The sequence below is a fragment of the Gemmatimonadaceae bacterium genome, assembly GCA_019637355.1.
Lineage (GTDB): Bacteria > Gemmatimonadota > Gemmatimonadetes > Gemmatimonadales > Gemmatimonadaceae > Pseudogemmatithrix.
The window spans coordinates 874,724-889,880 of sequence record JAHBVT010000001.1 but is presented as its reverse complement, the minus strand read 5'-3'; the positions used below and the strand labels follow the sequence as shown (position 1 = coordinate 889,880).

At 70.1% G+C, this 15,157-nt stretch carries 14 protein-coding genes and 1 tRNA gene; 5 read left to right on the top strand and 10 right to left on the bottom strand.

Annotation, left to right across the window (positions count from 1 at the left end):
• Positions 1-4 precede the first annotated feature (4 nt).
• Entirely contained in the window at positions 5-457 is a 453-nt protein-coding gene (locus KF689_04010) for a pyridoxamine 5'-phosphate oxidase family protein (protein MBX3132543.1), read from the top strand.
• Here KF689_04010 and KF689_04005 read toward each other — a convergent pair.
• Positions 454-1,626, bottom strand: coding sequence for a P1 family peptidase (locus KF689_04005; protein MBX3132542.1), 1,173 nt, complete (start codon positions 1,624-1,626; stop codon positions 454-456). The two genes, KF689_04010 and KF689_04005, sit on opposite strands and share 4 nt — an antisense overlap.
• Positions 1,627-1,644: 18 nt before the next feature.
• Between KF689_04005 and KF689_04000 the strand changes: the two genes are divergently transcribed.
• Both KF689_04000 and moaC read left to right on the top strand, forming a co-directional pair.
• Positions 1,645-2,703 carry a hypothetical protein gene (locus tag KF689_04000; protein MBX3132541.1) on the top strand — a complete coding sequence of 353 codons (1,059 nt, stop codon included), beginning with the start codon at positions 1,645-1,647 and terminating at the stop codon, positions 2,701-2,703.
• Entirely contained in the window at positions 2,703-3,161 is a 459-nt protein-coding gene (gene moaC / locus KF689_03995) for a cyclic pyranopterin monophosphate synthase MoaC (protein ID MBX3132540.1), read from the top strand. The genes KF689_04000 and moaC overlap by 1 nt, the downstream gene beginning before the upstream one ends.
• A gap of 69 nt (positions 3,162-3,230) precedes the next feature.
• Here the strand turns inward: moaC and KF689_03990 are convergent, their stop codons facing one another.
• From KF689_03990 to KF689_03975, 4 genes are all read right to left on the bottom strand, one after another.
• Positions 3,231-4,655, bottom strand: coding sequence for a LysM peptidoglycan-binding domain-containing protein (locus KF689_03990; protein MBX3132539.1), 1,425 nt, complete (start codon positions 4,653-4,655; stop codon positions 3,231-3,233).
• Between the two features lie 158 nt (positions 4,656-4,813).
• A complete protein-coding gene (locus KF689_03985; protein ID MBX3132538.1) occupies positions 4,814-5,989 on the bottom strand; it encodes a glycosyltransferase family 1 protein in 1,176 nt (391 codons plus the stop codon).
• Complete coding sequence (locus KF689_03980; GenBank protein ID MBX3132537.1) at positions 5,986-6,516, bottom strand: phosphatase PAP2 family protein; 531 nt, start codon at positions 6,514-6,516, stop codon at positions 5,986-5,988. Before KF689_03980 ends, KF689_03985 begins: the two co-directional genes overlap by 4 nt.
• 70 nt (positions 6,517-6,586) lie before the next feature.
• Positions 6,587-7,432, bottom strand: a complete 846-nt coding sequence (locus KF689_03975; protein ID MBX3132536.1) for an alkaline phosphatase family protein — start codon at positions 7,430-7,432, stop codon at positions 6,587-6,589.
• A 169-nt stretch (positions 7,433-7,601) separates the two neighbouring features.
• On the opposite strand from KF689_03975, the gene KF689_03970 reads away from it, so the two are divergent.
• A complete protein-coding gene (locus KF689_03970; GenBank protein ID MBX3132535.1) occupies positions 7,602-8,759 on the top strand; it encodes a glycosyltransferase family 1 protein in 1,158 nt (385 codons plus the stop codon).
• Here the strand turns inward: KF689_03970 and KF689_03965 are convergent.
• Positions 8,740-10,587, bottom strand: coding sequence for a PAS domain S-box protein (locus KF689_03965; GenBank protein MBX3132534.1), 1,848 nt, complete (start codon positions 10,585-10,587; stop codon positions 8,740-8,742). The two genes, KF689_03970 and KF689_03965, sit on opposite strands and share 20 nt — an antisense overlap.
• Before the next feature lie 72 nt (positions 10,588-10,659).
• Positions 10,660-11,319, bottom strand: coding sequence for a response regulator transcription factor (locus KF689_03960; GenBank protein MBX3132533.1), 660 nt, complete (start codon positions 11,317-11,319; stop codon positions 10,660-10,662).
• A gap of 124 nt (positions 11,320-11,443) precedes the next feature.
• Between KF689_03960 and KF689_03955 the strand changes: the two genes are divergently transcribed.
• Positions 11,444-12,571, top strand: a complete 1,128-nt coding sequence (locus KF689_03955) for an asparaginase (GenBank protein MBX3132532.1) — start codon at positions 11,444-11,446, stop codon at positions 12,569-12,571.
• A gap of 62 nt (positions 12,572-12,633) precedes the next feature.
• Here KF689_03955 and KF689_03950 read toward each other — a convergent pair whose 3' ends face one another.
• From KF689_03950 to KF689_03940, 3 genes are all read right to left on the bottom strand, one after another.
• Positions 12,634-14,475: a hypothetical protein gene (locus KF689_03950; protein MBX3132531.1), complete on the bottom strand. Its 1,842-nt coding sequence runs from the start codon at positions 14,473-14,475 to the stop codon at positions 12,634-12,636.
• A 96-nt stretch (positions 14,476-14,571) separates the two neighbouring features.
• Positions 14,572-14,994 (bottom strand): hypothetical protein, encoded by a 423-nt coding sequence (locus KF689_03945; GenBank protein ID MBX3132530.1) that lies wholly within the window; start codon positions 14,992-14,994, stop codon positions 14,572-14,574.
• A gap of 44 nt (positions 14,995-15,038) precedes the next feature.
• Positions 15,039-15,111 (bottom strand) — tRNA-Lys (locus KF689_03940).
• Positions 15,112-15,157 lie beyond the last annotated feature (46 nt).

Sequence of the window (15,157 nt, the reverse complement as noted above, 5' to 3'; positions counted from 1 at the left end):
GTCGATGCCCACGCCACGCCCAGAGTTCCGGGAGCTCACCCCCGAGGAGTGCACCGCCCTCCTCGGCCGGCACGTGGTCGGTCGGCTGGCAGTGGCGCACCGCGACCGCATCGAGCTCGTGCCCATCCACTACGTGTACGAGGACGGCTGGCTGTACGGGCGCACGGCCGCCGGCGCCAAGATCGAGATGGCCTCACACAATCGCTGGGTGGCCTTCGAGGTGGACGAAGTGCGCGACACCTTCGACTGGGACTCGGTGGTAGTGAAGGGCGGCCTCTACCTGCTGCGCAAGGACGGCAGCGAGCACGAGCAGGCCATCTACGAGAAGGGCGTGCAGATCGTGCGACGCATCATTCCCGAGGCGCTCACGCCCGATGACCCGCTGCCCGAGCGCGCACTGCTCTTCCGCATCCACGTGGACGAACTCAGCGGTCGTTCCGCGAGACCCGGGCGCTAGCGTCCAGCGACGCCGTACTTCCGCAGTACCTCGCGCACGCGGTCCAGCGGGATCGCCTCGACCGAACGCCCGCTGCCAGTGACGCTGGTGGCCATAAACAGCGAGTTGAGGATCGCCTCCTCGGTGGCCTCGACTACCGCCTGAAACAACGCCGTCGTCGCCTCGTTGGCCAGTTCCGTCGTGCTGTGCCTTGGCGCGTCGAAGGCGCGACGCACTTCGGTAGCGGTGGAGAACGCGAGCACGTAGTCGCCGCTTCCGTTGGACGCCGAGCTGCCCGTGCGCGAGAGTCCCAGCATCGCACGCGAGGCGAGGCGTTCGAGGTTGCGATCGCTCAGCGGTGCATCGGTCGCGACGACGATCATAATCGAGCCGTCGCCGTCGTCTTGGCCGCTGCCAGCCTGCTGGAACGCATAGCGACCCAGCTCACGGCCTACCGGCGCACCGAGCACCTGCAGCACTCCGCCGAAATTGCTCTGGACCAGCACGCCCACCGTGTAGCCCCCGAAACGCTGCGGCAGCACGCGCGAGCTGCTGCCGATGCCACCCTTCCATCCGAACGCGACGGTGCCGGTGCCGGCCCCGACGCTGCCCTCCTGCACCGCCGCGCCGCTCGCGCCCTCGAGCGCCCTGCGCACCGCCTGCGCCGTCACCGGTCGTGCGCGGATGTCGTTGAGTCCGCCGTCGTTGGTCTCGCCGACCACGGCGTTGATCGATCGCACCTGCTGCATATCGGGAGCCTCAAGCAGCCACTCGACCATCGCGTCGGCGGCCTTCCACACACAGAGCGTGCAGGTGAGCAAGATCGGCGTCTCCAGCTCGCCCAGCTCGCGCAGTTGCGTCACGCCCAGCAGCTTGCCGTAGCCATTGCCCACGTGCACCGCTGCGGGCACGCGTTCGCGGTAGAGATTGCCGCCGTGCGGCAGGATGGCCGTCACGCCGGTGCGCACGGCATCGCCTTCGATAAGCGTCACCTGCCCCACGCGCACGCCGCTGACGTCAGTGATGGCATTGAGCGCGCCGGGGCTAAACACGCCCGGTGCGACGCCGAGGTCGCGGGCGCGCACCCGCGCGCCGTCCTGCGCGTCGTCCTGCGCGTCGAGCGGTCGTGTCGGGACGAAGAGCGTGCCGGCGATGGCCAGCGCGACGGGCAGAGCGCGAGAGGCAGTCATACGGACTATTTTATAGATGTGCCCCTGATTCCGCTCTACGGCCACGAGTTGCTTCGTGAACGCCTCTCCGCGCAGGCGGAGCGGGGCGCCCTGCCCGCTTCGCTGTTGCTGCACGGTCCAGCGGGCGTGGGTAAGCAACGCCTCGCACTTTGGCTGGCGCAGCGCCTGATTTGCTCCGGCAATTCCAAGCCCTGCGGCGAATGCCAGCACTGCCGCTACACGCTCGGCCTCCAGCACCCTGATGTACACTGGGTCTTCCCGCACGAGCGGGTCCCCGGCTCCGAGCAGTGGGAGTATGACGACCTCAAGGAGCTGCAGGACGGACGCATCGCCGAGCGCGCGGAGGCGCAGGGGCTCTACGCGCGCCCCGACGCCTCCTACGGCATCTATAAGGGCGACGCCAAGTACCTACGCTTCGTCGCCTCACGTTCACCGGCGCTGGCGACACGCAAGGTGCTGATCATCGGCGACGCCGAACGGATGGTGCCGCAGCAGGCCAATCCCGAGGCGGCGAATATGTTCCTGAAGCTGCTCGAGGAACCGCCGGCCGACACGACGATCATCCTCACGTCGAGCGAACCGCACGCGCTGCTCCAGACCATCCGCTCGCGCGTGGTGCAGTACCGCGTCCCGCCGCTACCCGCCGATGCCGTACGCGCGTTTCTCGCCGATGCCGCAGTCGCCGCGAAGCTGCCCAACCTGCAACCGGCCGAACTGCTCCGCCTCGCGGCCGGTGCACCCGGACGCCTGCTCGATGGCGACGACCAGCACGGCGCGCTCACACGGGCGCGCCAACTGCTGGCCGCGGCCGACGCGGGCCCCGAACAGCGCTACCGTGCCGCCTTCGGCTCGGGCTCGTCCAAGGCGCGCGGCGCATTCACCGACGTACTCGACGCGCTCACCGCCGTGGTGCACGAGCGCGCCCGCGATGCCGCCGCCCGCGGCGATGACGCCGCCGCACAACGGGCGGTGCGGATGGTGCCGGCCATCGAGGACGCCAAGCGCTCAGCCGAAGGCAACGCCAATCCGCAGCTCGTCGCCGCACAGTTGCTCGAGTCCCTCGCCGGAGTCCGTTGATGGCCAGCAAACCCCTCTCGCACGTGAACGCCGCCGGCGAGGCCGCGATGGTGGATGTCAGCGCCAAGCCGAGCCTGCGCCGCCGCGCCCGCGCCGCGGGCCAGATCACGATGAGCGCCGAGGCCTTCGCCAAAGTCCGCGACGCCCAGCTCCCCAAGGGCGACGTGCTCGGCACCGCCCGCATCGCCGGTGTGATGGCCGCCAAGCGCACCTCAGATCTCATTCCGCTCTGCCACCCGCTGGCCCTGACGGACGTGCAACTGCAGTTCACGCTGGACGAATCGCTGCCGGGCGTCCGCTGCGAAGCCGAGGTCCGCACCGTCGGCCCGACGGGCGTGGAGATGGAGGCGCTGACCGCGGTAAGCGTCGCGCTGCTGACCGTCTACGATATGGCCAAGGCGGTGGACTCCGCGATGCGGATCGGCGAGGTCAGGCTGTTAGAGAAGGTGAAAGAGTGAAGACGGAAGGGGGCGCGCCGATAGCTCGGTGCGCCCCCTCCTCTCATCCGTCCTCCGTCATCCGTCCCGCTAGCGGACTCTCAGCCTCTGCCCCGGCCGGATGATGTCGCTCGACAGCCGATTCCAGCGCTTGAGCTGCGCCACCGTGGTGCCGTTGCGCCGCGCGATGGCACCCAGCGTATCGCCGGCGCGCACCGTATAGTTGGACGAGGCGCCGTAGCGCTCGATGCTCGGGTTCGGCACGTCGCGCGCGGCCGCGACCACATCGCGTCGCGGCACGAGGATGCGCTGGCCGGGATGCAGGTTCCCGTTGGCCAGTCGCGTCGCCGTGGGGTTGTACCAGTTCAGTTGCTGCGCCGTGAGCCCGTTGGCCCGCGCGATCCGCGTGATGAAGTCGCCGTCACGCGTCACGTGCCGCTTGGTGGCGGTACGCTCCTCCTCCGGCAGCGCCCCGAAGGCTTCGGCAAAGCCCTCAGCGCGTCCGACCGGCACGCGCAGCCACACGGCGTGGCCAGTCGGTGGCGTCATTCCTCGCAGGTACTGCGAGTTGTACTCGCGAATCTCGCTGACATCCACGCCAGCAGCCTTCGCCACTGCGGCGAAGGGCACATTCGCGTCCACCTGCACGGAATCGAAGCTCCAGGGCTCCACCGCGCGCACCGTGATGCCGTAGCGCGCCGGATCCTTGCCCACCAGCGCGGCCGCAATCAGCTTCGGCACGTAGTCACGCGTCTCGGAGTGCAGGGCGCGCGGTTGATCCGACAGGGCGAAGAAGAGGTCATCACCCGCCGCGCCGCTCAGTTGGTCGGCGTGCGCCGCAAGGCCGCGCGAGATGCGCCCGGGCCCGCCGTTGTACGCCGCGGATGCCAGGTAGATCGACCCGAAGGTCTCGCGCAATTCGTTGAGGTAGCGTACGGCGGCTTCGGTGGAGCGCACCGGGTCGCGGCGCTCGTCCACCCACCAGTCCACCCGCAGCCCCACACCGCGGGCCGTGGCCGTCATAAACTGCCACATCCCCACGGCGGCGGCGATCGAATACGCGTGCGGGTCGTACCAGCTCTCGATCAGCGAGAGGTAGATCATATCCTCGGGCAGGCCGCCGGCACGCAGGCGCTCGCGGATCATCGGGGCGTAGCGCGACTGCCGTTCCATCGCGATCTCGAACGACTCCTTCAGCGGACCCGAGAAGCGCTGGACGAAGTGCTCCACGCGCTGGTGCGACTCGTACGGCGCGACCTCGATGTCCCAGGCGGGCGGCGGATCGTTCGGTACTGCCTCGGCGGCGACCTCGTTCTCCGGCTCCGCCGAGTCGGCCTCCGTCATCGTCGGCCCGATGGCCGGGCCCGTTGACGCCTCCGCTTCGGGCACAGCGGCGGCCGCCGGCGCCTCGGACTCAGCGAGCGGCGTGGGCGCGGTGCGCGGCAGCAGGCCCGCGCGTCCGCAGGCCCCGAGCAGCAACAGCCCCATCAGCAGGGCGTGTCGTGGTGTCGTCATTCGCGATTCCATCGAGTGATTGGACCCCCTCGGGCCACGATGGGTTTCCGGCCGACCGAACCCACGCAATATCTGGGGAGGTGGCCCGGGGTGCTACCCCGATGGACGATTTCGATGGCACCGGCGGCACGATGTGACAGCCGTCACCGGAGGGTGGCTTAGGCCGCGCGGGTCGCCCGAGCTCCGGAGACGACGGCATACTCCGCGAGCAATCCGTCCCAGACCGAGTTCCACGTGCGCGCCGCGGCCACGGCGAGTCCGGCCGTTTGCAGTGCGGCACGCCGGTCGGCATCGGCGAGCAGCGCGAGCACAGTGGCGGCGAGGGACGCCGCGGACCCGGCCTCGAAGAGCTGCGCGGTGGCCGTGCTGGCGAGTTCCAGCGTCGCGCCTGTATCTGGAGCGACCACCGGCAGCCCCGAGGCCATCGCCTCCAGCACGACGTTCCCAAAGGTCTCCGTCGTGGACGGAAACACGAAGAGGTCCGCCGAGGCATAGAAGGCCGAGAGCGCCTCGCCTGAGAGCGAGCCGGCGAACCAGGTTCCCGGCGGCGCCATCGCGCGGCAACGCGCCTCATCCGGGCCATCGCCGGCAAGCGCCAAGCGCACGCGCCCGCCCGACTCGGCGACCACGCGGTGCATCCCCTCGAGCGCGACGTGGATCCCCTTCTCCGGCGCCAAGCGCCCGACGTACGCCACCACGAGGTCGTCCGGACCGGCGCCCATCGCCTCGCGCATCGCGGTGGAACGGAAGCGCGGATGGAAGCGCAGCGGATCCACCCCGCGCGACCACACGCGCACGCCGCGGAATCCCTGCTGCCTCAGCTGCTGCGCCACGAGCTGCGAGGGCGCGAAGGTGCGGCGTCCGCTGTTGTGGAACCAGCGCAGGAACGGCCAGGCGACGGCGTCGAGCGCGCTGAGTCCGTAGTGCCGCAGGTACTCCGTGAACGACGTGTGGTACGAGGTCACGAGCGGCACGCCGAGCGCGCGCGCTGCCGCACGGCCCGCGAGACCTACACCGAAAGGCGTCGCCGCGTGCACCAGAGTCGGACGCCAGGCCCGGAGCTGGGCAATAGCCTCGGCCTTGGGCGGCGCGGCCATCCGGAGTTGCGGGTAGGCCCAGAACGGCGTGCTGGGCCATCCGTGCACGCGGGCATCCGGCTCGGCGGCGGGATCCGCGACCGTCTCGACGCGCACCGCGCCTCCACGCGCCTCCACCGCCTGCGCCAACCGGGCGAGCGTGCGGGCGACGCCGTTGACCTGCGGCGTAAAGGTGTCGGTGAAGATGGCGAGCCGCAGGCTGCTTGCGCGCGCGTTCGCGTGAGCGGTTGCGCTCACCAGAACGCGAGGACGGCGAGCCCCGTGCCGATGGCGATCGCCTGTCCGGCGAGCACGTCGCCGGGGTAGTGCACGCCGAGCCGCACCCGCGACCAGCCGACGAGCCCGGAGAGCAGCAGCAGCGGCCAGGCGAAGGCGGGGTAGGCCGCCGCGTAGACGAAGGCCACGCTCATCACCGCGCAGGAGTGCCCGCTCGGGAACGAGAACTTGTCCGGCACCGCCACGTGCGTCTGCTCGACCACGCGCACCGAAGGACGCTCGCGCAGCACGCCGCGCTTGATGACCTGTACCACGAGGTGCGACAGCGTCAGCGCCCACGCGGCCTTGATCGCGACCATCTGGAACGCCGCCGGCGCGAGGAGCATCGGGAGCAGCACCGCCAAGATGCTCACCCGTGCACCGCCCACGTGCGTGAGCAGCGTCCACGCCCGCGTCACGCGACGGGGCGTGTGGTCGCCGATGACCCAGCGCAGGAACAGCGCGCGGTCTCGGGCGTCGAGGCGGGTGATCAGAGGGGCTCGCATCATCGTGACTCCAGTCTCGTGGAGGCGTGTCGCAGGGGACTGTCGGCGAGGAAACGGACTCGTAACGGCCGGGCTACGCGGCGGCGACGAGGGCGGCCGTCTCGAACGCCATCGTCAGCGGTTGTCCGGCAAAGCTCTCTGGCTGCGGGATGCCCAGCGCCCAGCATACCGTCGCCGGCACGTCCAGCAGGGAGCGTCCCGCCGGCAGCTCGCCGCGGCGCACGGCACCGCCGGCAAGAAACAGCGGGATGGTGGTATCCAGCGGGTGCACGCTGTCGTGGTGGTCCGGTACGGCGCCACCACCGCCGTGATCCGCCAGCGCGATGAGGAGCGTGGCCGGATCGTTGAGATCCACATCGCCCAAGAGCGTCCCGAGCGTCGCGTCCATCTCCCAGGCGGCGCGCGCGTAGGCGTCGGACATCCACCCGTGCGCGTGCCCAGCCCGGTCGGCGTCCGGCCAGTGCTGGAAGATCAGCCCGCGACGCTGCTCCCGGAGGGCGCTGCGTGCGCCGGCGTGGATCTCCGTGCAGCCGTGTCCGCGGAACCGTGAGTGCGCGATGCCCAGGCGCGCTGCGATGCGGTGTGCGATACCGCTGAACAGCAGGGGCATCGCCGCCAGGTGCGCCGAGGTCGGCATCTGGTGCTCGGCGAGTAGCTGCGGCAGCGGATGCAGAGGGCCGCTGCGACGCGGAAGGTGGAAACGATCGCTCTGCAGGCCGTGGCGCTCCGGGGCCGCCCCGGTGAGCAGCGAGGCCATAGCGCAGGCCGTCACGCTGGGCAGCACGGTGCGTGCCCGCATCGTGAACGCGCTGCGCGCCGCGAGCGCGCTGAGGTGCGGCAGACGAAAGCGCGGGATGGCATCGGGGCGCAAGCCATCGAGCACGACCAGCACCACACGGCGAACGGGAGTCTCTCGCATACGGCAGACCTCGGGGTGGGAGGGTCGGCGAACACCCCAACGATCGAGGCGCTCGGCGACAGCCACCCGACGGCGCGGTCTCCTTTCGGTCACGCGCGCGAAACGGGCTCGCCTAGCCGTGACCGTGCCGTCACCTTTCGGTGACGCGATTCCGCGAGACTCCAGCGCAATGCGCATCCTCTTCTGCACCGACACCTATCCCCCGCAGGTCAACGGCGTCAGCGTCGTCACCGCGCTTTCCGTGCAAGGACTGCGCGCCCGCGGTTGGGACGTCGAGGTCATCGCGCCGCGCTATCCCGACGACCAGCCTGCCGTGTTTGCGCCCGGACTCGCGGCCGAGCACGTCACGTCCATCCCGTCGGTTCCGCTCCCCGGGTACCGCGACATCCGGCTCGCGGCGCCGGCACGACGCACCGTGCGCGACGTCGTCCACCGCTTCCGGCCCGACGTCGTCCACAGCGCAACGGAGTTCGTCATCGGGCGGATGGGCCAGCGCGCCGCGCTCGACCGCGGCATCGTCGTCACCACCTCGTACCACACGGACTTCGCGAAGTACACGGCTTCGTACGGCGTGCCTTTCCTCAAGAAGCCGGTGCAGCGCTGGATCCGGCGCTTCCACTCCAATGCCGCACGCATCTTCACGCCCTCAGCGCCGTCGCGCGCGGATCTCCTCGCGCTCGGCCTTGCGGATGTGGAGGTCTGGGGGCGCGGCGTGGACGACGTCCTGTTTCACCCGGCCAAGCGATCGATGACGTTGCGGCAGCGTCTCTCCCTCGGCAATGCCTTCACGTTCCTGCACGTGGGACGGCTCGCCCCGGAGAAGGGCGTGGAGGTCCTGCTCGACGCCTTCGGCAAGCTCGAACGGGAGCTTGGAGAGACCGCCGTCCGATTCGTGGTCGCCGGCGCAGGCCCGAGCCTCGAACGACTCAAGGCACGCGCGCCGCGTTCGGTGACCTTCCTCGGCAACCTCGACCGTCAGCGCGAGTTGCCGGCGCTCTACGCCAGTGCCGACGCCTTCCTCTTCGCAAGCACCACCGAAACGCTCGGCCTCGTCGTGCTCGAGGCGATGGCGGCAGGCACGCCGGTGATCGCGGCGCCCGCCGGTGGGGTGGCCGATCACCTACGGCACGAGGGGAACGGGCTCGCCTACGCCGCGATGGACGTAGATGCCTGCGTCGCCGCGATGCGCCGGCTCGTCGCCGACCGCGACCTGCAGCTGCGATTGCGTGAAGGCGCCCGCGCCACCGCGGAGCAGCGCACCTGGGAGCACGAGATGGACCGGCTCGACCAGTCGTACCGCGAGGTGCTCAGCCGACCGGCACGGTGAAGCGGAACGTGCTGCCCTTGCCCACCACGCTCTCCGCCCAGAGGCGTCCGCCGTGCGCCTCGACGATGCCGCGCGCGATTGCCAGCCCAAGTCCGGTGCCGCCCTTGGGCGCGTTGCGCCGCACCGTCCAGTAGCGCTCGAAGATCCGTGGCAACTCGCCGGGCGGAATCCCCGCGCCGGTGTCGCGCACGGAGATCTCGACCGCGTGCCTGCTCCGACGTGCGCCGACGTGTACGCTGCCTCCGCGGTCGGTGAAGCGCAGGGCGTTGCCGAGCAGGTTCGCCAGCACCTGGACGATGCGCTCCTCGTCGCCAAGCACGCCGGGCAGGTCGGGAAGCGGCTCGAGAAGCAGTGCCACGCCCCGCTCGGCGGCGTCGCGGCGGAACAGCTCCAGCGCCCGCTCCAGCGCGGCCGGTACGGCCACGAAGCGCCGCTCCACCGCCAGGCGGCCGAGCTCAATGCTCGCGACGTCGAGCAGGTCCCGAATCATCCGCTGCGTCAGCTCGGTGGAATCCACGATAGTCGTGACGAGCCCGCGGCGCTCGGTATCGTCCGCCGCCGTCGCGCTCAGCAAGGCGCGCGCGCACATCCCGATCGCGGAGATCGGATTGCGCAGGTCGTGCGACACCACGCCCAAGGCGTGGTCGCGCGCGATGGTCGCCTGCTGCGCCGTCTCGTAGAGACGGGCGTTGTCCAACGCGAACGCCGCACGCAACGCCAACTCAGCCGCAATCTCCTTCTCCGCCTCCGTGAACGGACGCGACGCCTCTGCACGGAAGATCTTGAGCACGCCCAGCACGTGCTCGCGCGCCACAAGCGGCAGCAGCAGCAACGAGCGCATCCCCACGGCGCGCTGCCGGTCGAGTTCGTCGCGGTCGCTGCTGTGCGCCTCCAGCCATTCTTCGGTGACCTCGGGGACGTCCTCTACCTCGCCACGGCGCAACACGTCGACCACCCGCGACGGCGAGTCCATATCGATGTCGCGTTCCGCCAAGCGGGCCAGCGCCGCCTCCAACGCGGGGTTCCCCTCCGGCCGCGCCGGCACGCGACGCATCTTCTGCCCGCCCGAGAACACCACCAGCATCGCTCCATCACCCAGCCAGCCCAACGGCAACTGTACAATCGAGCGCTCGGTCGCGCTCACGTCGAGCGTTTCGCCCAGCACGGAGACCGCGTGCGTCAGTTGTCGCTGCGCCTCTTCCTTCTGCCGCCGGTCGGTAACGTCCCGCAGCAGCACGGTGTAGATGCGCTCGCCGCTCGCGAGAACGAGTTTGGAGATGGAAGCCTCGGCCGGAAACTCCGAGCCGTCCCGCCGCAAGCCTGCGATGGCGCGGCGCTCGCCCATCTGGCGGGCCCGGTCGGACGACCCGCCGAAGCCCTGCACGTGCTGCGCGTGCGTGCTGCGGTGCCGCTGCGGCAGCAGGAACGACAGCTCGCGGCCCAACGCCTCCGCCGAGGTCCACCCGAAGATGCGCTCGGCGCCCGAGTTGTAGTGGATGATGCGCTGCCGGTCGTCCACCGAGATGATGGCGTCGGCGGCGATCTCGAGGATGCCCGAGAACTTGGCCTCCGACGCGCGCAACGCCAACTCCACCTCGGCGCGCTTCACGAGGTCGTCGTGCAGGCTGGCGTAAGCCAGCCAGGCCAGCACCACCGCGAGGATCATCAGGATGATCACCAGCGCCTGCGCCAGGCGCAGCGCCGGATCCTCGGACCCGCCGTGCATCGCGCGGCGCGTGGCCTCGAGCGTCACGCTGCCGATGAGCAGCAGCGAGAGGACGCCTGCGCCGACGATGAACCGGAGCTTGGATTGCGTGGAGACCATCATCGCGGAATATGCCGACGGCGCGCGCCCCGGGGAATCGGGGCGCGCGCCGTCGAGTGCTGTGCCGTCCGGCTGCTAGGCGTGCAGCAGGCCGAGGCGCAGCGCGAACTGCACGTACTCGTGCCGATGGCTGAGGCCGAGCTTGTCCTGGATCCGCTGCTTGTACGTGTCCACCGTCTTGGGCGAGATGAACAGCCGCTCGCCGATCTCCGGCGCGCTGTAGCCCTGCGCCGTCAGGCGCAGCACGTCGCGCTCGCGCTCCGTCAGCCGCTCGTAACGCGTGCGGTCCTCGTGCATCGGATCCTTGCGCTGGTAGCCCTTGGCCAAGATGCGTGCGGCCTCGGCGCGGACGTACACCTCGCCGCGCGCCACCGTGCGCACCGCGTCGAGCAGCTCGCGGTCCGGGGCGGTCTTGGGCAGGAAGCCACTCGCGCCGGCCTCCAGCATCGGCACCAGGTACTCCTCCTCGGGGTGCATCGTCAGGATCAGCACTTTGGAGGGGATGCCCTTTTCGATCAGCATCTTCGTGGCCTGCCCACCGTCCACTTCGCCGATCGAGAGGTCCATCACCACCACGTGAGGCTTCAGGCGCTCAGCCATCGCGACCGCCTCGGGGCCGCTGGCTGCTTCCCCGACGACGTGCATATCCTTGGCGGCTCCGAGCACGGCCTTGAGGCCAGCTCGGACGACGCTGTGGTCGTCGGCGAGGATTACGCGAATCAGGTCGTCAGACATAGCGTGAAGCTCACCGGAAGGAGGGGTGGCCACCATAAAGCTTAGGCGGATTTTTACTAGGGGAATCCCCTACCGCGCTAGATTGTCCTCCCGAGCCGCCGTCCCCGTCCCCCCATTTGCCCTGATGCCAATGCCGACGCTGCGCCTTGCCACGCTCGTGCTGATGCTCGTCGCCCCCGTCGCGCCCGCCAACGCGCAGGCGCGGGCCGACACGGCCAGCCTGCCCAAGGTGCTGGTCATCGCGACCGGCGGGACGATCGCCGGCGTCCAGCAGGCGCCCGGGACGCTCGGCGGCTACCGCGCCGGGACCCTCACGGCCGAGCAGATCATCGCGTCAGTGCCCGAGCTCGCCCGCCACGCACGCGTGGAGACTGAGCAGTTCTCGAACGTGGCGAGCACCGCCATCACGCCGGTGCAATGGGTGGCACTCTCGCGGCGCATCAATGAGGTGCTCCGCACGCGCAACGACCTCGCCGGTGTGGTGGTCACGCACGGCACCGACCGGCTCGAGGAGACGGCGTTCTTCCTGTACCTCACCGTGCGGTCAGAGAAGCCCGTCGTGATGGTCGGGGCACAGCGCCCGGCCACCGGCATCAGCCCCGACGGTCCGATGAACCTGCTCGCGGCGGTGCGCACGGCGGTCTCGCCGCAGGCACCCGGCAAGGGCGTGCTGGTCGTGATGGATGACCGCATCATCTCGGCGCGCGAGGTGCGCAAACACTATCAGCGCGTCGGCGGGTTCGAAGGCGGCGAGATGGGGATGCTCGGCGTCGTCGGAACCGGCGGCCCCGAGTTCTTTTTTGCACCGGTGCGCCGTCGAGGGCCACGCAGCGAGTTCGACCTCGTCGGGGTCGAGGCATTGCCTCGGGTTGAGATGACGGTGTCGTTCCCTGGTGGCACGGGGCCGCAGTTCGACTCGCTCCCGGCCGGCATCGTCGTCACCACGACGGGCTTCACGCGTGACGAGTCGCTGGCCTACCGCGCCCTGCGCAGCCGCGGCGTATTCGTCGTCGCCGCGTTTCCGTCGGGTGACAACGTGGCGGCCGCCCAGCTTTTCACCCCGCCCGCACGGCCCGACTCCGCCGCCGCGCCAGTGACCGCTCAAGATTCCGCGATGGTCGCCGAACGTGCTGCCCTGCCGATGATCAGCGTGCAGCACCTCACGCCGCAGAAGGCGCGCATCCTGTTGATGCTGGCGCTCACCCGCAGCCGCGACCCGGTCGAGATTCAGCGGATGTTCCGCGAGTACTGAGGCCGCGCAGGGGGCGATGCGACGCGGGGTGGCCATCGTCGATGGCCACCCCGCGTCCCGTCCTAGTGATGATGATGCTCGCCGATCGGGTTGCCGTCCTTGTCGTGCCGCATCACGAAGCCGCGGGGGACCGTCGGCGTCGGAAGCGCGGGCAGGAATCCCACGGCCGGGCCGCCTTGATTCTGCACCCCCATATGCCCCGTCATCCGGAGCCAGGCTTCCACCGTCATCACCTCGGTCGTGTCGTCACGATAGGCAGAGGCCGCCTTGATGATCTCGGCCCGCTTCGCCTCGCGCGCCACATTCGGATTCGCGAGGATGTCGGAGATGACGTCGTGCAGCGAATGCAGGTTGTCGAAGACGATGGCGAGCGTGGGGTACCGCCGCGCGAACTCCGGCGCGATGGCTGCGGTCATCGGCATCACGACGGGGTAGTTGTTCGGCCCGTCGAGCGTCATCTGCCGGAACCGCGCGATCGTCGCGGCGACGCCCGCCTGCCGTTCGACGACGTCGTCGCCCACGAGCAGCGGCTCGTACAGGCCCACCTGCAGCCAGTGGTACGCCCAGATCAGTCCGTTGAACTTCGGGAAGTTTTCGCGGAACGCGAGCGAGTACGGCTGCTCCTGCATCAGCGCCATCGACTTAGGATGCCGGCTGAAGGCCAAGTCGCGGCGCGTGAAGTAGTACGCCTCCAGCCGCGCCATCTCGCGGTCCTTGGCCGCCTGGTCCAGCCGCTCGTCCGCCAACACGTCGTACACCTGGCGGTGGAGGAGGTGGGCCCACTCGAACATCGCCTTCGCCTCCGGCGCGAGGCGCGTGTACATCGGCTCGATGGCGTCCTCAACGGCGGGCAGGCGCGGCGGCTGGTTCAGGATGCGCCCCGTGAGCTTCGCGTACTCTCGTCCTTCGAGCAGCGCGACCGCCTGCTCCGGCCGCGTCCAGAGCAGCTCATACAAGATTGCGTGGCCGTAGTCGAAGGCGTTGAACAGCCGATCGGCTGCCGGATAGTTGCGGCGGAAGTAGAAGTTGTGCGGCGCCTGCAGGAAGAACTGCTCGTACACGGTGCTCCACTGCGAGGCCGCGGGGCGCACCGGCACGCCGCGTGGGCGCGGCACCGTCCGCAGCGGACGCGCGAATGCCAGGGCACCGCCGAGCGTGAAGCCCCACTCCGGCGCGCCGCCGCTGAGCCGGCGGAACACCCCGGCATCCATCGCCAGCCGCGAGGCCACCTGCCGCCGCACCCCGAACCCCGAACGCCAGGTGATGGTGCCGTCATCGAGGAGCGACTCTTCCGCCGTCACGTCGAAGCCGAACAGCAGCTGGCGCAGCGGCAAGGTGCGGTCCACGGCGATGCCGCCCAGCCAGCGCGGCTCGTCCGCGCCGATGTCGCTCGCCGTGAGCGCGGCGCCGGGCGTGTACGCGTAGTTCAGGTGCACACGCCCCCAGGGCAGGGTCCGGGTCGCCGCCGCGCGCACCGTGCTCAGCGCGCGTGCCGGCGCGAACGCCCCGCCCGGCACGTGCACGCCGGCGCCCAGCGCGAGTGCGGGCCAGAGCTGCGTCTCCGCATTCAGCTGGTGCAGCACTTCCACCTCAAGGCCCGCGCCTCCGGTGAGCGGGCGCCCCAGTGCTCCGGGATCCACGAAGCGGATCGGCGCCGCGAACTCGAGCTGCGTCCGCGGCAGGATGCCGAAGGCGACTTCCGGGGCCGTGCCCCACGCGGTCATTCCCGGCCCCACGCGCTGGACCCGCAAGGGAATCAGCTGGAGTTCGATGGCGCGTCGTTCGACGACCATCGCGTCCTCCACGGTCAGGGGGCGGCCACGGTCGGTGTTGTAGAAGTCGGTCTGCGCACCCGCCCCGCCGCTGATGAGCGCGAGGGCGAGCGCAATCGTTGCGTATCGCATTGTGTTGAGCCGAAGGGTGTGACGCCCGCGCCGCCCGCGTCGGTGCGGGCCTGCCGGGCCATCGAGGTCGCAATCGCGCCCGATCGGGGCGCGGGCTCAGCGCTGCTTCGGCGGCGGAGGCTCGAGCGTACGCGCGGCGGTGCTGTACGCCAGCGGGACTGTCGATCCGTCTTCGCCCGCAGGCGGTCCAGCAGCGACCAGATGCACGACCTCAATCGCCGGCACGGCGACCGCGCAATGCGTCAAGTCCAGGCACACCTCGTGCGACGGTGCGCGGCTACCCTCGGGCTGCTCGGTTGCAGCGGCAGCGGGTCCGTGTACGTGCTGGTCATTGTGTCCGTCGTGACCGCTGTGCGCATCGTGCGCGTCCGCCGCTCCGGCCGCTAAGTCCGCCACGCTGGCCTGCGCATCAATCATCGGACACTCCCCCCAGAGCCGCAGCGGCGTCACGAGCACGCTCGCCGCCGCCACGAGGGCGAGCAGCGTGCGAGTCGCGGAGCGGCGGACGTGGGTGGCCATCGACGAGAAGCTCGCTGGACGTGGACTTGCGTTGGGAGGACGAGTGACCCGGGTGGGGATCGAACCCACGACCTGCGGATTAAAAGTCCGTTGCTCTACCGACTGAGCTACCGGGTCGAACTGCCGTCTGGAAAACTAACGGCAGCCCGACCCCGTGTCGCCC